Raw genomic sequence first — 15431 nt, 5'->3', positions numbered from 1 at the left:
AGGCCACCTCCGCTGTTCAACGGAGGCGCCCTTGCAGTCTGCGGTGAAGCCGGGTCGAGCGTGGCGGGCGTCTTCGCCCGTTGCAGCGCCTCTCGACCTGAAGGACCAAGGGTACGGGATGCGGCGCGGTGAAGCCGAAACTCGGCACTCCGTGGGACGGAGAACTCGACGCACCTCGCAGCCGAGTGGGCTCAGCGCACGTCGTAGCCGAGTGGGCTCAGCGCACGTCGTAGCCGAGCAGCGGGGTGCCGTTGGACCGGAGCACCTCCAGCCGGACCAGGTCCAGGCCGGAGAACCGGGTCGCCCCGGTGAAGGTGACCTCCTCGCCGGGGGCGGCCAGCCAGGATCCGACCTGCTCGGCGGCACCGTCCGGTCCGTACGCCATCAGGCGGTAGGTGTACGTCCTCGGGTGGGTGCCGCTGCTGATGTACTCGCAGCGCATGATCACTTCCGTACCCCACCTGGTGCCGTTGAGTCCGATCTCGGCCCGTACCGGCACCGCGCCGGCCACCGGCTCCATCGCGACCATCCGTACCTGCACGTCGGTGGTGGTCGGGCTGGCGCTGGGCGGGGCGGCCTCGGGGGTCCCCGGACTGCCTCCGAGCAGCTGGTCCGTACCCAGCCCGATCACGACCGCCAGGCAGGCGGCGGCGAGCACCGTGCCGGCGTACCGGTAACGGGTCGTCCGGCGCTGGCGGCGCCGCGCTGTCTGCGCGGCCGTCAGCAGCTCCGGCAGTCGCGACTCGACGGTCGGCGACGGCGCGGTGATCAGCGCCAGCCCGTCGGCGTCCAGCCGGCTCAGCAGCCCCGGCAGGGCCGCGATCTCGGCCACCGCCTGGCGGCAGGACGGGCAGCTGGCGAGGTGTCGCTCGTACGCGGCGCGGTCGGCCGGAGCGAGCGCACCCAGCACGTACGCGCCGTCGTCGAAGGCGAAGTCACACCGCTCGTCGCGCTCGCTCATCTATTGGGTCACCCCCATCTCCGCCAGCACCAACCGTAGGGATCGCAGCGCGTAGTGCGTCCGCGACTTCACCGTGCCCGCCGGTACGCCCAGCCGCGCCGCCGCCTCCGCGACCGATCTTCCCTGGTAGAAGCACTCCACCAGCACCTCGCGGTGGGTCGAGGAGAGCCGCGCGAGCGCCTCGGCGACCATCCACGCCTCCACCGCCCGGTCCGCCTCGTCGGTCGACTGCGGCGGCTCGGGCAGTTCGTCGGTGATCACCTCACCGATCCGGGACGTACGCCGTCGCCAGGCGTCGATCGCGAGGTTGCGGGCGGTGGTGAAGAGCCACGCCCGGACCGAGCCGCGCTCCGGATCCAGCGCCTCCGGATGGCGCCAGGCCCGCAGCAGGGTCTCCTGGACCAGGTCCTCCGCCCGCTGGCGGTCGCCGTTGACCAGGCGCAGGGAGTGCGCGAAGAGCGCCTCGGCGTGCTCGTCGTGCAGCGCGCGCAGGAGTTCGGCGTCCCGGTCGCTGATGGCAACCTCCTCGGTGCCGCACCCGGCGCCGGCACTCCCGACACCCTTGCGAACTGTTCCACGTAATCCGCGGGCGATCGGTTCACCTGCGCCGCCGGTGGTCCCCCCGGTCCCCGTCTGCGCACTTGTTCATGTGGGGTTCACCACAGCGCTGACAGGCGCTCACAGCGCACTCCTAGCGTGCGGCTCACCCACCCGCGCGCTGTTCCCGGGCGCGGCCAGCACTTTTACGTGTAAATGCCTTGATCGCCGACAAAGCGCTCCACCCGATCGTCTGATCCAGCCAAGGAGGCCATCCCACATGAGCGACCGTCCCCGGCTGCTCCCCCTGCTCGGCCAAACCGGCCCCCACGGTGGCCGCGATGCCATGACCTGCCTGTACCGCTGCGGAAACGCCTGCGACCACCCGGTACCGAACGAGTCGGACAACGAATACTTCGGTGACGTGGTCAAGGCCGAGGTCACCCGCCGCGGCGTGGTCCGGGCCGGCGCGGTCGGCGCCCTGGTGCTCGGCTTCGGCGGTGCCGCCGCCGGTGCGCTGGCCGGCGCGGCTCCCGCGCTCGCCGCCCCGAGCGGGGCCCCGGCCCTGCCGGACGTCGAGTCGTTCACGGCCCGCAAGCCCCCGGCCGGCAACGGCGCGCTGACCTTCAAGGCGATCCCGCCGAACAAGCTCGACACCCTGGTGGTCCCGAACGGCTACGACCACTCCGTGGTGGCCCGCTGGGGCGACCCGGTCGTGCCGGACGCGCCCGAGCTGGACGTCCACCACCAGACCGCGGCCCGGCAGTCGAAGCAGTTCGGTTACAACAACGACTTCGTCGCCGTGCTGCCGCTGGACAAGAAGGGCAACCGGGCGCTGCTCGTGGTCAACCACGAGTACACCAACGAGGAGCTGATGTTCCCGGGCTTCACCTCGCTGGACGCGCTCACGGTCGAGCAGGTCCGGGCCACCATCGCCGCGCACGGCCTGTCCGTGGTGGAACTGGAGCGGGTCGACGGCACCGGCGAGTGGAAGCTGGTCCGCAGCGGCAAGCGGCCGTACAACCAGCGGATCACCGCCCTGAACACCCGGTTCGACTTCACCGGCCCGGCGGCCGGCTCGGCCTGGTTGAAGACCGCGGCGGACCCGCGCGGCAAGGTCGCCATCGGTACGCTCAACAACTGCGCCGGCGGCGTCACCCCGTGGGGCACGGTGCTCTCCGGCGAGGAGAACTTCAACCAGTACTTCGTCGGCGGCGACGGCGCACCCGAGGCGCTCAAGCCGAAGCTGGCCCGGTACGGCATCCCGGTCACCGAGCGCTACCCGAGCGGCAGCCGCAAGTGGGACCGCGCCGACGAGCGCTTCGACCTGGCCAAGCACCCGAACGAGGTGCACCGGTTCGGCTGGGTGGTCGAGGTCGACCCGCTCGACCCGGAGGCGAAGCCGCGCAAGCACACCGCGCTCGGCCGGCTCAAGCACGAGGGCGCGAACGTCATCATCGCCAAGTCCGGCCACGTGGTCGCGTACATGGGTGACGACGAGCGGTTCGACTACATGTACAAGTTCGTCTCCGACAAGAAGTACATCAAGGGCAACTCCTGGACCGCACGGCAGCACAACCTGACCCTGCTGGAGTCCGGCACCCTGTACGTCGCCAAGCTCGACTACACCAGCGCCGACGAGATCGACGGCTCGGGCAAACTCCCCAGCGACGGCGCGTTCAACGGCCGGGGCCGCTGGATCAAGCTCGTCCGCGGCAACACCTCGTACGTGCCCGGCATGACCGCGGCGGACGTGCTTACCTTCACCCGGCTCGCCGGTGACGCGGTCGGCGCAACCAAGATGGACCGGCCCGAGGACGTCGAGCCGTCGCAGGTCACCGGCAAGATCTACGTCGCGTTGACCAACAACACCAACCGGGGTGTCGGCACCAACCCCAAGGTCGACGAGGCGAACCCGCGCAACGCCAACAAGCACGGGCAGATCCTGGAGATCGTCGAGGACAAGGGCGACCACACCGGCGAGAACTTCGCCTGGTCGCTGCCGATCGTCTGCGGTGACCCGACCGACCCGTCGACCTTCTTCGCCGGGTACGACAAGACCAAGGTCTCGCCGATCTCCTGCCCGGACAACGTGGCCTTCGACGGCGCGGGCAACCTCTGGATCTCCACCGACGGCAACGCGCTGGGCAGCAACGACGGCCTCTTCGCCACCCCGATCGAGGGTCCGGAGAAGGGTCACCTCAAGCAGTTCCTGACCGTACCGATCGGTGCCGAGACCTGCGGCCCGTTCATCAGCACCGACAACCGCTCGGTCTTCGTCGCCGTACAGCACCCGGGCGAGATCAGCGGTGCCTCGATCGAGAAGCCGGCGTCGAACTGGCCGGACGGCGACTTCGCCAAGCCGGGCGTGGTCGTCACCTGGCGCCTGGACGGCGGCCCGGTGGGAAGCTGATCCACCGGAAACCGATCTGACCGACCCGCCCGGACCGGCACACCGCCGGCTCCGGGCGGGTTCGTGTTCGCGGTCGTCGACGCTCGGTTCCCGGCTTCGACGACCAGGCGCCACCGTCGGCGCGCAGGACCCGCCGGTCAGGTTTCGGTGGCGAGGCCGTCGGCGACCGCACGGGCCACCGTCAGCAGCTTCGCCCGGACCACCCGCGCCGAGGTCATCATCTCCGCCGCCGGCAGCGCGCAGGCCAGCACCACCCTGCGCTCCATGTCCTTGTCCGGGGTGACCAGCACGGCGGCACAGGCCACCCCCTGGCGGTACTGCCCCAGTTCCAGGTGCATCCCGCGCCGGTCCCCGGCGGTGAGGTCGGCCTCGAAGGTGTCGGTCGCGGTCAGCGTCGCGGTGGTGAACGGGCGCATGCCGTACTCCCGCAGGTAACGGAAGCGCTGCTCGGGCGTGAGCGTGGCGAGCAGGGCCTTGCCGAGGGCGGTCGCGTGGGCACCCTCGTCGAAGCCGGGCACAAGATCTTCGAGGTACGGCGACCGTGGGCCCTCCGCGACCGCGGTGATCGCCACCTGCCCGCCGACGAAGCGGCCGAGGAAGTGGCTGTAGCCGCTGTCCGCGGCGGCCCGACGCAGCGCCTCGCCGACGACCGGCGGCCCCCGGAAGGCCGTGACCAGCTCCCGGTAGCGGTCGGCCACCTCCAGCCCGACGATGTACGTGCCGTCCTCGCGCCGGATCACGTAACCCTCGTACGCGAGCGTGCGCACCAGGTGGTACGTCGTGGCCACGGTCAGCTCGCAGCGCCGCGCGATCTGCTTCACGGTCAAGCCCTTGGGGGCACGTCCGACCGCTTCGAGGACACGTAGCGCACGCGACACGCTACGGATCAGGTCCGAAGGTTCCGCCAGAGGGTCGCGCACAACCACCTCCGCCGCTGGGGATTACACCATATGAAAAATCGGCCGACTACGAAATGCCCGTTCGGATCGAGGATGCCAGATCTACGGCGACAGTGCGTGCAGCGACAGACACGGTAAGTCCCTCGACTCGGCTTTCCCAGGGCCTCTCGCCGCACTCCGAGAGCCCGTGTCCCGCATCACGTCAACCTGCCGTCGCCCCGCCCGCGTTGTATCCCGGTACGGCAGGAGGGAACACGAATGGGGACGGCCAAGGATCCGGCCGCCGCGCGGGACCAGGGCTTTCGGGACTTCTACCTCGCGCGCGGCACCCGTCTGCGCGCCACCGCCTACCTGCTGTGTGGCGACTGGCACCTGGCCGAGGACCTCGTACAGGCCGCCTTCACCAAGCTGTACCTGGCCTGGCCCAGGATCTACCGGTACGAGCACCTCGACCAGTACGCCCACCGCACCCTGCTGAACACGTTCTTCAGCGAACGTCGCCGCGCCTGGCGACGGGAGGACCCGGTACGGGAACTCCCCGCCACCCCGACCACCGCCACCGGCGGGGACACCGAGGACCGGTTGGTGCTGCTCGGCGCGCTCGCCGGCCTGCCGGACCGGCAACGCGCCACCCTCGTCCTGCGCTTCTTCGAGGACATGTCGGTCGAGCAGACCGCCGACCTGCTCGGGATCTCCCCCGGTGCGGTCAAGACACACACGTCCCGGGCGCTGGCGGCACTGCGTACCCGGCTGGGCTCGCTGGCCCTGGTGCCGACGGAGGAGAGCCGATGACCGAGACCTCGATCCGGGAACTGATGGCGCGGGCCGTCGAGGATGGACCGCCGTCGGGCATCCAACTGCCGGTCGACGACGTACTGTCCCGCAACGCGCGGGTGCTGCGCCGTCGGCGGATCGGCCAGGCGCTCGCCACGGTGGTCCTGCTGGCCGGTGCGGCCGGACTCTCCGTCCTGCTCCCCGGAGGGCCACCGTCGGCCCTGCGGCCACCGGCACCGGCCGCCACCGAGCCGGCCGTCGTGACGCCGACACCGCCGATCGACCTCGAAAGCCGGGCGAAGGCCGCGCTGGGCCTGCTCGTCGCCGCCGCACCGCCCGGATACCGGGTGCAGAAGGGCGAACCTGCGCCCGGCCCCGGTGCAAGCACCTACGCGGTACGGGAGACGACGTGGCGCGGTCCGGGGCGGCCCGGGAAGGACCTGTACTGGGCAATGCTCGAAGTCCAGCTCGACGGCCGCGCCGCCGTACTGACCGTCCGGGTGACCGATCAGGTCCCCGCCCACCTGCGCTCGGCGGCCGACCCCTGTTCGGTCCGGATCAGCACCGACGAGCAGAGCTGCCGGGTGGTGCTCGCCTCCGACGGAACACCCGTACGCATTGCCAGTTGGAGACCCGTGACCGGGCCGGTGGACGAGGCCACCCGGCTCGTGAACGGCGTGCTGGTCACGGTCCAGCAGGCCGGTCGGCCACGCCCCAACGTGTACGCACTCGGCCGTCCCGTCCTGGACGACCGACAACTCGCCGACCTGACCAGCAACCCGACGTTGCTCCCCTGATCCGACTCGCCCAGCGCCCGTCCGACCCTCCGAAGGGCTCCGCCACCACCCGCAGCACACCGCACCGACCGGCCTGACCGGTCCCGCCCCCGCGCCACCCGAAGAACCGACCCGACCGCCACAACCGGGCCGGCCGGTCCCGCACGCCCGCAACACGCCGCCGTCACCCGTACCCCGAGGAGCAGCAGATGTCCGCCCGCCGTACCGGATCCGACCAGCGTTCCGCCAGTCGCCGCCTGCTGCTGCCCGCGGTGGGTGCCGTGGTGATCGGCCTGGTCGTCGCCCTGCTCGGGGTGGCCGGCGAGGCCGGCGGCAAGCCCGACCCGGCGACCACCGGTACGGCGGACAGCGCCAGCCCCGATCCGATCGGCGAGACCGCACCCTCCGGTCCCGCACCGCAACCCGCCACACCCCGACCGGAAACCCCCGTCACGACGCCGGTGACGTACCCGGAGAGCGGACCCAGGACCTGGCACACCGCCGACGGTCGCAGCGCCGTCCTCGGCCGCTCGGGACAGCTACTGCGCTTCCGGGTGGCCGTCGAGAACGGGATCACCGGCATCACGCCGGACGCGTTCGCCGAGGCGGTGGTGACCACCCTGGGCGATCCGCGCAGTTGGACCGGCAACGGTCAGCGGCGACTCCAACGGGTAGGGCCGAACGAGGCCGCGTCGTTCACCGTCTACCTGGCCACCCCGGCCACCCGGGACCGGCTCTGCGACGACGGCTACGACCGTTACACCTCCTGCCGCAACGGCAACCAGGTGGTCGTCAACGTCGCCCGCTGGGTGCACGGCGTCCCGAACTACGGCGCTCCCCTGGCCACGTACCAGCAGTACGTCATCAACCACGAGGTGGGCCACCGGCTGGGTCAGGGCCACCAACTCTGCCCCGCCCCCGGCCAGCCCGCCCCCGTGATGCAGCAGCAGACACTGGCCCTACACGCCTGCACCCCAAACCCCTACCCCCTCCTGAACGGCACCTTCTACGCCGGCCACTCAGGCCAGTACAACGACCCCGTACCCCGCTGACCCTTCCCGGCGATCTTGCAGTTGTGGCGCCTGAATTCGAGGCTTTAGTCGTGTTTTATGCACAGCCACAACTGCAAGATCGACGCGTGCCCCGGCGCGGCCCCGGTGCGGTGACGGGTTAGCTGGTGCGGTCGGCGATGAAGTCGCAGAGGGATTCGAGGGCCTGGCGGGCCGAGCTGTTGGGCAGGGGGGCCAGTTGTTCGCGGGCGTCCTCGGCGTAGCTGCGTACGGTTTCACGGGCACGCTTCAGGGCGGGTGACTCGCGGAGCAGGCCGAGGGCCTCGGCATGCAGGGCGTCGTCGGTTACCGGGCCAGCGGAGAGGATCTCACGCAGGCGTACGGAGGCCGCGTCGGCGTCGTCCGAGGAGAGCGCGTACAGCACCGGGAGGGTCGGTACGCCCTCGCGCAGGTCGGTGCCGGGCGTCTTGCCGGACTGGACCGACTCCGAGGCGATGTCGAGCAGGTCGTCGGAGAGCTGGAACGCGACACCGATCGTTTCGCCGTAGCCGGCGAGAGCCTCGGTGTGTGCCTGGGTGGCGCCGCCGAACATGCCGCCGAACCGGGCCGAGGTGGCGATCAGGGAACCGGTCTTCTCGCTGATCACGTGCAGGTAGTGGCCGACCGGGTCCTCGCCGGCACGTACGCCGACGGTCTCCGCGATCTGACCGTGCACCAACCGCGCGAAGGTACGGGCCTGGAGGCGTACGGCTTCCGGGCCGAGGTCGGCGGCGATGTCGGCGGCACGGGCGAAGAGGTAGTCGCCGACCAGGATCGCCACCGAGTTCGTCCAGCGGGAGTTGGCGCTCGGCGCACCCCGGCGCACCGCGGCCTCGTCCATCACGTCGTCGTGGTAGAGCGTCGCCAGGTGGGTGAGCTCCATCACCACGGCGGCCGGGACGACCAGCGGATTGGTCGCGTCGCCGAACTGGGCACCGAGTGCGACCAGCAGCGGGCGGAAGCGCTTGCCGCCGGCCTCCACCAGATGCCGGGCCGCCTCGGTCACGAGCGGGTCTGCGCTCGCCACACTGGCCCGTAGCTCGGTCTCGACCGAGGCCAGGACCGCTAGGGCCGACGCTTCCACTTCAGCGTCGACAAAGTCGAGCCCAATCCCCGTCAGGCCGTCAGCCGGTCTCCCCACGCTCTCAACCATGCCACACCGGCCCGACCACCCCTGGCCGGGGGCGGTCGGCGGCCTTCGTGCGCTGGTGCGGGGCCCGGACGGTTGTGCCGATCACTTCACGAATTCTGCCGCGCCGTTGGCGAGGTCCAGCAACGGTGCCGGCACCACTCCGAGCGCGAGCGTGGCCACGACGCCGATCATGAGCGCGGCGGAGGTCAGGCCGCCCGGGATCGACACCGTCGGAGTGGACTCGCCGGGCTCGGAGAGCCACATCATGACCACCACCCGCAGGTACGGGAACGCCAGGATCATGCTGGTCAGCACACCGGCGATCACGAGCCAGGTCTGTCCGCCGTCGAGGGCCGCCCCGAAGACCGCGAACTTGCTGGTGAAGCCGCTGGTGAGGGGGATGCCGGCGAAGGCGAGCAGGAGGAACGTGAACACCCCGGCGAACAGCGGGGACCGCTTGCCCAGCCCGGCCCAGCGGGACAGGTGGGTGGCTTCCCCGTCGGCGTCCCGTACCAGGCTCACCACGCCGAACGCGGCGAGCACGGTGAAGCCGTACGCGACCAGGTAGAACATGGTGCTGGACAGGCCGTCGCGGGTGAGCGCGAGTACGCCGACGAGCAGGTAACCCGCGTTCGCCACCGACGAGTACGCGAGCAGCCGCTTGATGTCGGTCTGGGTGACCGCGAGCACCGCGCCGACCAGCATGGTCAGGATCGCGACGGTGCCGAGGATCGGGGTGAAGTCCCAGGCTGCCCCGGCGAACGCCACGTAGAGCACCCGGAGCAGGCCACCGAACGCGGCGATCTTGGTGCAGGCGGCCATGAAGGCGGTGACCGGCGTCGGGGCGCCCTGGTAGACGTCGGGCGTCCAGACGTGGAACGGCGCCGCGGCGGCCTTGAAGAGCAGGCCGATGCTGATCATCGCGATCCCGGCGACCAGCAGTGTACGGCTGGCGGTCGAGTCGGTGACGGCGGCGCTGATGGTCGCGAAGTCGACACCACCCGGCTCGTCACCCGGCTGGCCGTTGGTCACACCGGCGGTGAAGCCGTACGTGAGCGCGATGCCGAACAGGAAGAACGCGGAGGCGTACGCGCCGAGCATGAAGTACTTCAGCGCCGCCTCCTGGCTCAGCAGGCGTCGGCGACGGGCCAGCGCGCAGAGCAGGTAGAGCGGCAGCGAGAAGACCTCGAGCGCGATGAACATGGTGAGCAGGTCGTTGGCGGCGACGAAGAGCAACATGCCACCGACCGCGAACATGGTCAGCGGGAAGACCTCGGTCGAGCCACCCTCCTCGGCCGCCTGCCGGCGGTCCTCCTCGGAGCCGACGGTGACCGCGGCGTGGGCCACGAAGGCCCCGCCGTGCTCCAGCGTGCGCTCGCCGATCATCAGCAGCGCCATCCCGGCGAGCACGATGATCGCGCCCTGCAGGAACAGGGTCGGACCGTCGACCGCGACCGCCTCACCGGCGGTGACCGTCTGGGTGGTCCGTTCGACCACCACCACGACCAGCGCGGCGACCAGGGCGGCGAGGCCCAGGACGAGCTGCACCACGTGCCGGAAGCGCCGGGGGACGAACGCCTCGACCAGGATCCCGACGCAGGCCGCGCCGACCAGGATCAGGATCGGCGCGAGGGCCGCGTAGTTGATGGAGGGCAACTGCAGCGTGTTCATTTCGCGGCCTCCGGAAGGTGCCCGACCGTCGGAGCGGGGTCGGTCTTGCCGACGTTCTCCATCGTGGCCTGTACGGCGGGGTTGATGACGTCGGTGACCGGCTTCGGGTAGAAGCCGAGCAGCAGGAGCAGCGCGATCAGTGGTGCGACCACGACCTTCTCCCGCAGGGTGATGTCACGCCGCATCCCCGGCACCTCGGACAGCTCCGGGTTCAGGGTGCCCTGGGTGGTGCGCTGCACCATCCAGAGGACGTACGCGGCGGCCAGGATGATGCCCAGGGTGGCGATGATCGCCACCGGCTTGTTCACCGTGTAGGTGCCGATCAGCACCAGGAACTCGGAGATGAACGGGGCCGTTCCGGGCAGGGCCAGCGAGGCCAGGCCGGCGAAGAAGAACACCCCGGCGAGCACCGGGACCAGCTTGCCGGCGCCGCCGAAGTCGCTGATCAGCGCCGAGTTGCGGCGGGCGACGAACATGCCGACCACCAGGAAGAGCAGTCCGGTGGCGAGGCCGTGGTTGAGCATGTAGAGCACCGCGCCGGTGCCGGCCTGGCTGGTGAAGGCGAAGATGCCGACGCCGATGAAGCCGAAGTGCGCGATCGAGGTGTACGACACCAGCCGCTTCAGGTCGTTCTGGCCGACCGCCAGCAGCGCCGCGTAGATGATGCCGATCACCGCGATGGCGATCGCGTACGGGGCGAACCAGCGGGACGCCTCGGGGAACAGCGGCAGGCAGTACCGGAGGATGCCGAACGTGCCGACCTTGTCCATCACGCCGACCAGCAGCGCGGCGGCACCGGCCGGGGCAGCGCCACCGGCGTCCGGCAGCCAGGTGTGGAACGGGAAGAACGGCGCCTTGATCGCGAAGGCGATGAAGAAGCCCAGGAAGAGCCAGCGTTCGGTGCCGGTGGAGATGTCCATGTTCGGCAGCGTCTGGATCAGCGTCTGCCAGTCGAAGGTCTTGCCGCCGACGACCCAGAGGCCGATCACCGCGGCGAGCATGAACAGACCGCCGACCAGCGAGTAGAGGAAGAACTTCACCGCGGCGTACTGACGCTGGTGCCCACCGTAGCTTCCGATCAGGAAGTACATCGGGACGAGCATGACCTCGAAGAAGACGTAGAACAGGAACACGTCGGCGGCGGCGAAGACGCCGATCATCGTGCACTCGAGGAGCAGCAGCAGGGCGAAGTAGACCGGCACCGAGCGCTTCGACTTGTCCGCGTCGTGCCAGCTCGCCAGGATCACCAGCGGCACCAGGAGCGCGATCAGCATCAGCATGACCAGCGCGATGCCGTCGGCCGCGAAGGTGAAGTTGACGCCCCAGCGCGGGATCCAGGAGTAGGACTCGCGGAACTGGAGTCGGTCACCGCCGGCCTGGAACGCCACCCACATGAAGATCGAGAGCACCAGTACGGCGATCGACCAGACGAGCGCGACCCGCTTGGCCAGCTCCGGCTGGCTGCGTGGCAGGAATACCACGACCAGGGCACCGACCAGCGGCGCCAGCGTCAGTACGGAGAGGAAGGGAAAATCCCCTGCGAACATTATTCGGCCTTTCCTGCGTTGTTAGCGCACGGTCCGTTCGAGCCGACGGACCGAATAATGTTCGTCATGCCAGCCATCCCATCTGCAGGGCCAGGAACGCCGCCACCACCAGCAGGGCGCCGGTGAGCATCGACATCGCGTACGACCGGACGAACCCGGTCTGCAGCCGGCGCAGCCGGCCGGAGCCGCCGCCGACCGCCGCGGCCAGTCCGTTGACCAGCCCGTCGATGCCGCGGTTGTCGAGGTAGACCAGGGCCCGGGTGAGGAAGATGCCGGGCTTTTCGAAGACCGCCTCGTTGAACGCGTCGGTGTAGAGGTTGCGCCGCGCGGCCCGTACCACCGGTCCGACGGGCTGCTGCTGGAGCGCGGTGCCGTTGCGGAACAGCAGCCAGGCGAGTCCGGCACCGAGCACGGTGAGGATCAGCGACAGCGCGGTGATGACGCCGTGCGAGAGCACACCGTGTACGCCCTCCTCGGCCTCCGGCAGCACGGCCGGGGCCAGCCAGTCCGGCACCGAGGTGGCGAGCAGCGCACCGGCACCGAGCGAGCCGATGCCGAGCAGGATCAGCGGGATGGTCATCACCGCGGGCGACTCGTGCGGGTGCTCGATGTCATCGGTCCAGCGCTTCGGGCCGTGGAAGGTGAGCACGAACAGCCGGGTCATGTAGAACGCGGTCAGACCGGCGCCGAGCAGGGCGGCACCGCCGTAGAGCCAGGCGGTCCAGCCGTGCCGCTCGAACGCGGCGGCGATGATCGGCTCCTTGGAGAAGTACCCGGAGAACGGGAACATGCCGATGATCGCCAGCCAGCCGGCGCCGAAGGTCAGCCAAGTGATCTTCATGTACTTGGCCAGACCACCGAAGCGGCGGATGTCGACCTGGTCCTTCATGCCGTGCATGACCGAGCCGGCGCCGAGGAACATGTTCGCCTTGAAGAAGCCGTGCGCCAGCAGGTGGATGATGGCCAGCGCGTACGCACCGCCGCCGAGCCCGACGCCGAGGAACATGTAGCCGATCTGGCTCACCGTCGACCAGGCCAGGACCCGCTTGATGTCGTCCTTGGCGGCGCCGATGATGCAGCCCATCAGCAGGGTGAGCGCACCGACGCTGACGACCACGGTCTGCAGCGTGTGGTCGGCGGAGAAGATCGGGTTGGACCGGGCGATCAGGTAGACGCCCGCGGTCACCATGGTCGCTGCGTGGATCAGGGCGGAGACCGGGGTCGGGCCCTCCATCGCGTCGGGCAACCAGGCCTGGAGCGGGAACTGACCGGACTTGCCGGCCGCGCCGAGCAGGAGCAGCAGCCCCATCACCAGTACGGTGCTGCCGGCCAGCGAGCCGGCGTCGATGCCGCCGATCACCCCGTTGAAGACCTCGTTGTACTGGGTGGTGCCGAAGGACGCGAACATGATGAAGATCGCGATCGCCAGGCCGGCGTCGCCGACCCGGTTCATCAGGAACGCCTTCTTACCGGCGGTGGCCGCGGACGGCCGCCCGTACCAGAACGAGATCAGCAGGTACGACGCCAGACCGACGCCCTCCCAGCCGAAGTAGAGCATCACGTAGTTGTTGCCGAGCACGAGCATCAGCATCGCGGCGACGAACAGGTTGAAGTACGCGAAGAACCGACGCCGGCCCGGGTCGTGCTCCATGTAGCCGACCGCGTACACGTGGATCAGGAAACCCACGCCGGTGATCAGCAGCACGAAGACCCCGGACAGCGGGTCGAAGAGCAGGCCGAAGTCGACCTTGAAATTGCCGACCGAGATGAACTCCCAGAGGCTGCTCTCGACGGACTTGTTGTCCAGGCCGCGCAGCTGGAAGAAATAGGTCAGGCCAAGTACGAAGGCGGCACCGATACTCGCCACGCCAAGCCAGTGACCCCACCGGTCGGCCCGCCGGCCGAGCAGCAGGAGGATCGCCGCGCTGGCCAGCGGGATGGCCACCAGCAGCCACACGCTGCTCAGTAGCCCCGTGGCCTGGGCGTACTCCACAGTCTCTTCCACTCCAGGGCCCCTTTAGTACTTCAGCAGGTTGGCGTCGTCGACGCTCGCGGAGCGTCGAGTCCGGAAGATCGACATGATGATCGCGAGCCCGACGACAACCTCGGCCGCGGCGACCACCATCACGAAGAACGCCATGATCTGGCCGTTGAGGTCGCCGTTGATCCGGCTGAAGGTGACCAGCGCCAGGTTGGCCGCGTTCAGCATCAGCTCGACGCACATGAACAGCACGATCGCGTTGCGTCGGATCAGGACCCCGACCGCGCCGATGGTGAACAGCACCGTGGCGAGGACCAGGTAGTAGTCAGGACTCATTTCTCGGTCCCCTTCAGCGCGGTCTCCGACGTGGTCATCTCCCGCGTCGGAAGGATCTCGGGCACGCTGCGCTCGCTGAGCGTTCCGTCCGGCAGGCGGCCGGGGGTGGCGACCGAGCTCGAGGTGGCGAAGACACCGGGGCCGGGCTTCGGGCCGGGGTAGTTACCCGGTGCGAAGCGCGCCTTCATCGTCGCCACCTGGTCCATCCGCTCGCCCTTGCGCCGCTCGACGTGAGCCAGCACCATCGCCCCGACCGCCGCCGTGATCAGCAGCGCCGAGGTGATCTCGAAGGCGAAGACGTACTTGGTGAACAGCAGCGAGGCGATGCCCTGGACGTTGCCGTCGGCGTTCGCCTCGTCCAGCCCGACCACCGTCGTGCCGTGTACGGCCCGGTAGACCCCGGTCGCCACCAGCGCGGCAAAGCCGAGGCCGAGGGCGATCGCGGCGACCCGCTGGCCGCGCAGCGTCTCGATCAGCGAGTCCGAGGCGTCCCGGCCGACCAGCATCAGCACGAACAGGAACAGCATCATGATCGCGCCGGTGTAGACGATGATCTGCACCATGCCGATGAACGGACCGGCCTGGAGCACGTAGAACACGCCCAGGCAGAGCATGGTCAGCACCAGCCAGAGCGCCGAGTGCACGGCGTTGCGGGCCGCGACCATGCCGATTCCGCCGATCAGGGCGAGCGGGGCGAGGATCCAGAAGGTCACCGCCTCGCCGGTGGAGACGTCACCGGCTGCGGCGAGCACCGTCTGCGTCGTCATTTCGTGTCTCCAGTCGCGCCGGAGCCGTCCACCGTGCGGGTTTCCGACCAGGGCGCCCGTTCGGCGCCGGCCGACGTACCCGGATTGGTCAGCGCACCGACGTAGTAGTCCTTCTCGGTGTCCCCGAGCCGCATCGGGTGCGGCGGCTGCTCCATGCCGGGCAGCAGCGGAGCAAGCAGCTGTTCCTTGGTGAAGATCAGGTCCTGCCGGTTGTCCCGCGCCAACTCGTACTCGTTGCTCATGGTCAACGAGCGGGTCGGGCAGGCCTCGATGCAGAGCCCGCAGAAGATGCACCGGGCGTAGTTGATCTGGTAGGTGCTGGCGTACCGCTCACCGGGCGAGAAGCGCTGCTCGTCGGTGTTGTCGCCACCCTCCACGTAGATCGCGTCCGCCGGGCAGGCCCAGGCGCACAGCTCGCAGCCGATGCACTTCTCCAGCCCGTCCGGGTGCCGGTTGAGGATGTGCCGCCCGTGGTAGCGGGGAGCGGAGACCGGTGGCTTGAACGGGTAGTCGGTGGTGACCACCTTCTTGAACATGTGCGAGAAGGTGACCCCGAAACCCTTGAACGTGCCCGAGATCGCGCCCACG

14 protein-coding genes and 1 riboswitch are annotated in these 15431 nt (G+C 69.7%); of the genes, 4 read left to right on the top strand and 10 right to left on the bottom strand.

Features of this window, described 5'->3' with window-relative positions:
• Positions 1-16: 16 nt before the first annotated feature.
• Positions 17-100, bottom strand: a riboswitch (S-adenosyl-L-homocysteine riboswitch).
• Positions 101-217: 117 nt separating this feature from the next.
• The gene (locus tag AB0J90_RS10055) at positions 218-961 is read right to left on the bottom strand and encodes a zf-HC2 domain-containing protein (protein ID WP_363594134.1); all 744 of its coding nucleotides are present in this window, start codon (positions 959-961) and stop codon (positions 218-220) included.
• Positions 962-1477, bottom strand: coding sequence for a sigma-70 family RNA polymerase sigma factor (locus AB0J90_RS10050; RefSeq protein WP_363594378.1), 516 nt, complete (start codon positions 1475-1477; stop codon positions 962-964).
• 301 nt (positions 1478-1778) lie between these two features.
• On the opposite strand from AB0J90_RS10050, the gene AB0J90_RS10045 reads away from it, so the two are divergent.
• Entirely contained in the window at positions 1779-3911 is a 2133-nt protein-coding gene (locus AB0J90_RS10045; protein ID WP_363594132.1) for a PhoX family phosphatase, read from the top strand.
• Between the two features lie 137 nt (positions 3912-4048).
• Here AB0J90_RS10045 and AB0J90_RS10040 read toward each other — a convergent pair whose 3' ends face one another.
• Positions 4049-4831: an IclR family transcriptional regulator C-terminal domain-containing protein gene (locus AB0J90_RS10040; RefSeq protein WP_363594130.1), complete on the bottom strand. Its 783-nt coding sequence runs from the start codon at positions 4829-4831 to the stop codon at positions 4049-4051.
• Between the two features lie 237 nt (positions 4832-5068).
• Between AB0J90_RS10040 and AB0J90_RS10035 the strand changes: the two genes are divergently transcribed.
• From AB0J90_RS10035 to AB0J90_RS10025, 3 genes are all read left to right on the top strand, one after another.
• Complete coding sequence (locus tag AB0J90_RS10035; protein ID WP_363594128.1) at positions 5069-5602, top strand: SigE family RNA polymerase sigma factor; 534 nt, start codon at positions 5069-5071, stop codon at positions 5600-5602.
• On the top strand, positions 5599-6381 hold the full coding sequence (locus tag AB0J90_RS10030; protein WP_363594126.1) for a hypothetical protein: 783 nt from the start codon (positions 5599-5601) through the stop codon (positions 6379-6381). The genes AB0J90_RS10035 and AB0J90_RS10030 overlap by 4 nt, the downstream gene beginning before the upstream one ends.
• A gap of 188 nt (positions 6382-6569) precedes the next feature.
• Entirely contained in the window at positions 6570-7412 is an 843-nt protein-coding gene (locus tag AB0J90_RS10025) for a DUF3152 domain-containing protein (protein ID WP_363594124.1), read from the top strand.
• 118 nt (positions 7413-7530) lie between these two features.
• Here AB0J90_RS10025 and AB0J90_RS10020 read toward each other — a convergent pair whose 3' ends face one another.
• From AB0J90_RS10020 to nuoI, 7 genes are all read right to left on the bottom strand, one after another.
• Complete coding sequence (locus AB0J90_RS10020) at positions 7531-8562, bottom strand: polyprenyl synthetase family protein (RefSeq protein ID WP_363594122.1); 1032 nt, start codon at positions 8560-8562, stop codon at positions 7531-7533.
• Between the two features lie 81 nt (positions 8563-8643).
• Complete coding sequence (gene nuoN, locus AB0J90_RS10015) at positions 8644-10212, bottom strand: NADH-quinone oxidoreductase subunit NuoN (protein WP_363594120.1); 1569 nt, start codon at positions 10210-10212, stop codon at positions 8644-8646.
• Positions 10209-11759 carry an NADH-quinone oxidoreductase subunit M gene (locus tag AB0J90_RS10010; RefSeq protein WP_363594118.1) on the bottom strand — a complete coding sequence of 517 codons (1551 nt, stop codon included), beginning with the start codon at positions 11757-11759 and terminating at the stop codon, positions 10209-10211. The genes nuoN and AB0J90_RS10010 overlap by 4 nt, the downstream gene beginning before the upstream one ends.
• A 64-nt stretch (positions 11760-11823) precedes the next feature.
• Positions 11824-13764, bottom strand: a complete 1941-nt coding sequence (nuoL, locus tag AB0J90_RS10005; RefSeq protein ID WP_363594116.1) for an NADH-quinone oxidoreductase subunit L — start codon at positions 13762-13764, stop codon at positions 11824-11826.
• Between the two features lie 12 nt (positions 13765-13776).
• On the bottom strand, positions 13777-14076 hold the full coding sequence (nuoK, locus tag AB0J90_RS10000; RefSeq protein WP_326561439.1) for an NADH-quinone oxidoreductase subunit NuoK: 300 nt from the start codon (positions 14074-14076) through the stop codon (positions 13777-13779).
• Positions 14073-14843, bottom strand: a complete 771-nt coding sequence (locus tag AB0J90_RS09995; protein WP_363594114.1) for an NADH-quinone oxidoreductase subunit J — start codon at positions 14841-14843, stop codon at positions 14073-14075. Before AB0J90_RS09995 ends, nuoK begins: the two co-directional genes overlap by 4 nt.
• Entirely contained in the window at positions 14840-15430 is a 591-nt protein-coding gene (nuoI, locus tag AB0J90_RS09990) for an NADH-quinone oxidoreductase subunit NuoI (protein WP_363594112.1), read from the bottom strand. Before nuoI ends, AB0J90_RS09995 begins: the two co-directional genes overlap by 4 nt.
• Between the last annotated feature and the right edge of the window lies 1 nt (position 15431).

This window comes from Micromonospora sp. NPDC049523 (assembly GCF_040676775.1).
GTDB lineage: Bacteria > Actinomycetota > Actinomycetes > Mycobacteriales > Micromonosporaceae > Micromonospora_G.
This window is presented reverse-complemented; position numbering and strand designations above follow the sequence as displayed.